Origin of the sequence: Mycobacterium sp. 1482292.6, assembly GCF_001672995.1 — a bacterium.
In the GTDB taxonomy this organism is placed as follows: Bacteria; Actinomycetota; Actinomycetes; order Mycobacteriales; family Mycobacteriaceae; genus Mycobacterium; species Mycobacterium europaeum_A.
In genome coordinates, this window is record NZ_LZKV01000227.1 from 1 (window position 1) to 3,725 (window position 3,725).

At 70.2% G+C, this 3,725-nt stretch carries 3 protein-coding genes and 2 pseudogenes; all 5 read left to right on the forward strand.

The window, feature by feature from the left end; translation table 11 throughout:
• A partial coding sequence (locus A5624_RS23140) for a DUF4190 domain-containing protein (RefSeq protein WP_156749151.1) occupies positions 1-285 on the forward strand: 285 nt, incomplete at its 5' end.
• A 62-nt stretch (positions 286-347) separates the two neighbouring features.
• Positions 348-1,655: a magnesium transporter MgtE N-terminal domain-containing protein gene (locus tag A5624_RS23145; protein ID WP_066871637.1), complete on the forward strand. Its 1,308-nt coding sequence runs from the start codon at positions 348-350 to the stop codon at positions 1,653-1,655.
• Positions 1,652-2,194 carry a DUF1003 domain-containing protein gene (locus A5624_RS23150; protein WP_066871640.1) on the forward strand — a complete coding sequence of 181 codons (543 nt, stop codon included), beginning with the start codon at positions 1,652-1,654 and terminating at the stop codon, positions 2,192-2,194. The genes A5624_RS23145 and A5624_RS23150 overlap by 4 nt, the downstream gene beginning before the upstream one ends.
• A 107-nt stretch (positions 2,195-2,301) precedes the next feature.
• Positions 2,302-3,558 (forward strand): annotated as a pseudogene (locus A5624_RS23155) (lytic transglycosylase domain-containing protein); the annotation flags it as partial.
• 88 nt (positions 3,559-3,646) lie between these two features.
• Positions 3,647-3,725 (forward strand): annotated as a pseudogene (locus A5624_RS28305) (P-loop NTPase); the annotation flags it as partial.

Here is a 3,725-nt window from a genome sequence, read left to right on the forward strand (position 1 = left end):
CCGGGCGGCTACTACCCGACGCCGGATTACCAGGGAGGCTATGGACCTGCGGCGGCGCAGCCCGGGACGAACCCGCTGGCGATCGCGTCGCTCATCGCCTCCTTCACCGGCCTGCTGTGCTGCGTAGGCTCGATCGTGGCCATGGTGCTGGGCGCGATCGCGCTGGATCAGATCAAGCGGACCCGTCAGGACGGCTTCGGCCTGGCGGTCGCCGGCATCGTCATCGGAATCGCCATGCTCCTCGTCACTTTTGTGGTCGTGCTCTTCGCGATACGCACGCATTAGCGCCAGCGCGCCGGAGCCGGGCTGTCTGCCATCGGACCCGCGGCTGCCTAGGCTCTACTTCCATGGGATCGGTCAATAGGGTGTACGTCGCGCGGCTGTCGCGCATGTTGGTGCTGGGCCCGCTCGGGGAATCCGTCGGCCGGGTGCGCGATGTCGTCATCAGCATCAGCATCGTGCGCCAGCAACCGCGCGTCCTGGGGTTGGTCGTCGACCTGGCCACACGGCGCAGCATCTTCATCCCGATCCTGCGGGTCGCCTCCATCGAGCCCAACGCGGTGACGCTGAGCACCGGCAACGTGTCCTTGCGCCATTTCGAGCAGCGACCCGGCGAGGTGCTGGCGATCGGCCAGGTGCTCGACACCGCCGTCAAGGTCAACGACCCCGAACTGCCCGAGCTGGCGGGGCTGGACGTGGTGGTCACCGATCTGGGCATCGAGCAGACCCGAACCCGGGACTGGATGGTGAGCCGGGTCGCCGTGCGCAGCCAGCGCCGGCTGGGGCGGCGTGGCCCGGTGCACGTCGTCGACTGGCACAACGTGCAGGGCTTGACCCCGTCGGCCCTGGCGCTCCCGGGCCAGGGCGTGGCTCAGCTGCTGGATCAGTTCGAGGGCCGCAAACCGGTCGACGTCGCCGACGCCATCCGCGGGCTGCCGGCCAAGCGCCGCTACGAGGTGCTCAAGGCGCTCAACGACGACCGGCTGGCCGACATCCTGCAGGAGCTGCCCGAGGTGGATCAGGCCGACGTGCTGTCGCAGCTGGGCACCGAGCGATCCGCCGACGTGCTCGAGGAGATGGATCCCGACGACGCCGCCGACCTGCTGGGCGTGCTAAATCCGACCGACGCCGAAATGCTGCTGACCCGGATGGATCCCGGGGATTCCGCCACGGTGCGACGGCTGCTCACCCACTCACCCGACACCGCCGGCGGACTGATGACGTCGAACCCGGTGGTGCTGACCCCGGACACCGCGGTCGCCGAGGCGCTGGCCCGCGTCCGCGATCCCGACCTGTCCGCCGCGCTGTCGTCCATGGTGTTCGTGGTGCGTCCGCCCACGGCCACCCCGACCGGGCGCTACCTGGGATGTGTGGCGCTGCAGCGGCTGCTGCGCGAGCCGCCGGCCGAGCTGGTCGGCGGGATCGTCGACAGCGACCTGCTGACGCTGACGCCGGAGACACCGCTGGTCGCGGTGACTCGCTACCTCGCCGCCTACAACCTGGTGTGCGGGCCCGTGGTCGACGACCAGAACCACCTGGTGGGCGCGGTCACCGTCGACGACCTGCTCGATCACCTGCTGCCGCACGACTGGCGGGTGGACATGCAGGACCTCGACACCGCCGGCCGTCTCGAAGGACTGGGAGGATCCGCGTGAGCAAGTCCACGGCTCCGCGGGGGCTCTACACCCCGCGGACATCGCGCAGGTACTCGCCGCGGCTGGATCCCGAAACCGTCGGACAGTTCACCGAGTCGATCGCCCGCTTCTTCGGCACCGGCCGGTATTTGCTGCTGCAGACGATCGTGGTTTTCGTGTGGATCGCGCTGAACCTGTTCGCGGTGGGGCTGCGCTGGGATCCCTACCCGTTCATCCTGTTGAACCTGGCCTTCTCCACCCAGGCGGCCTACGCGGCACCGCTGATCCTGCTGGCCCAGAACCGCCAGGAGAACCGGGACCGCGTGGCGCTCGAGGACGACCGCCGTCGCGCGGCGCAGACCAAGGCCGACACCGAATACCTGGCCCGCGAACTGGCCGCGGTGCGGCTGGCCGTGGGTGAGGTGGTGACGCGCGAATACCTGCGCCACGAGCTCGATGACCTGCGCGAACTGCTGGCAAATCTGCAGCCGGACGCCGCGGATGCCGACCCGGTTCAGGGCGGCGACGGATTGGAGCGAACGGCTAAGAAATCCAGGTGAGAACCGTTTGCACCATTGCGCCACTCGTGTCACAAGAGTTATGTATGGTGATCTGGTTCACCGAGCTAACAGAAAGTGGACCCAGCTCACATAACTAGGACGGTCGAGTGCGCATAGGGGGAAGCCGGGGTGAAAGCCCCGCCGCCGCGACTGTGCGGCAGCGAGCACTTCGGAACACGCGCAAGCCGATTTTCGGCGTGGCAATGATTACTCCATTGGTCTTCGCGGGGGCGGTCAGCGCAACGGCTCCATCGCTTCCCATGCGAATGCCCCCGGTGCATGCCGCCGTCACCCCGGTGGCCGCGGTGTCCCCGACCTTCCCCGACCTCACCGGCCCCGCCGTCGTCTCAATCGACCGCGGCCCCACGCTCTTTCACGTCGCCGAGCCAGCCTTATCGGCTCCGCCGCCGGCGATGATCGTGAATGCGCCTGGAGCCCTTGGCATTCCGAGCATCGCGCTGGCCGCCTACCGCAGCGCGGAGCAGAAGATGGCCGTCGCCGCCCCGGGCTGTGGCGTCAGCTGGAATCTGTTGGCCGGCATCGGGCGCATCGAGTCGGGACACGCGGGCGGCGGCGCGGTGGACGCCCGCGGCACCGCGATCAGCCCGATCTACGGCCCGTCCCTGGACGGCACGCTGCCCGGCAACGAAACGATCATCCAGAGCAGCGCCGGAAACCGCGTCACCTATGCCCGCGCGATGGGGCCCATGCAGTTCCTGCCGGGCACCTGGGCGCGCTACGCCTCCGACGGCAAGGGCGACGGCGTGGCGGATCCGCAGAACATCTTCGACGCGACGCTGGCGGCCGCCCGATACCTGTGCAGCGGCGGGCTCAACCTGCGTGATCAGTCGCAGGTGTTGACCGCGATCCTGCGCTACAACAACTCGATGCCCTACGCGCAGAACGTGTTGGGCTGGGCGGCGGCCTACGCCACGGGCGTCGTGCCAGTCGACCTGCCGCCGATGACCGGGCCGCCGCCGCCGCTGGGCGACGCACACCTCGAGCACCCCGAAGGGCTCGGGCCCAACCTGCCGATGAACGTCAACGGCCTGCCGCTGGACGACCCGCTGGCCCGTGTCCCGTTGATCGACCTGAGCAGCCCGGCGCTGGGCAGTCCCCAGCCGATGTTCCCGTGGATGACGCCCACGCCTGCGCAGGCGCCGGCCCAGGTTCCCGGGTGCACGGTGATCTGCATCAGCTCGCAGAGCTCACCGGCCGCGGGTCCGCCGCCGCCGTTCGGTGCGCCGCCCCCGCCGTTCGGGGCGCCACAGCCGGTCGCGCCGCCGCAGCCGTTCGCACCCCCGCAGCCGGTCGCCAATCCGCCGTTCGGGGCGCCGCCCCCGGAAGCCGGTCCCCCGCCGGCTTGGGCTTGGGTGCGCCGGGGGCCGCGCCCGACGGGCCGGCGGGCTTGGGCGCCGATGCGGCCTGCGAGGGTGCGGCGGCCGGGGGCGGCACCGCGGCCTGTCGGTCGGTGTGCTGGACGCCGACATCCACGGCCATTCGATCCCCCGGATGATGGGCACCACCGACC

What these genes read in the sequence shown, in the direction of transcription:
- A5624_RS23145 (WP_066871637.1), top strand. Translation starts at nt 348, where the DNA reads ATGGGATCGGTCAATAGGGTGTACGTCGCGCGGCTGTCGCGCATGTTG.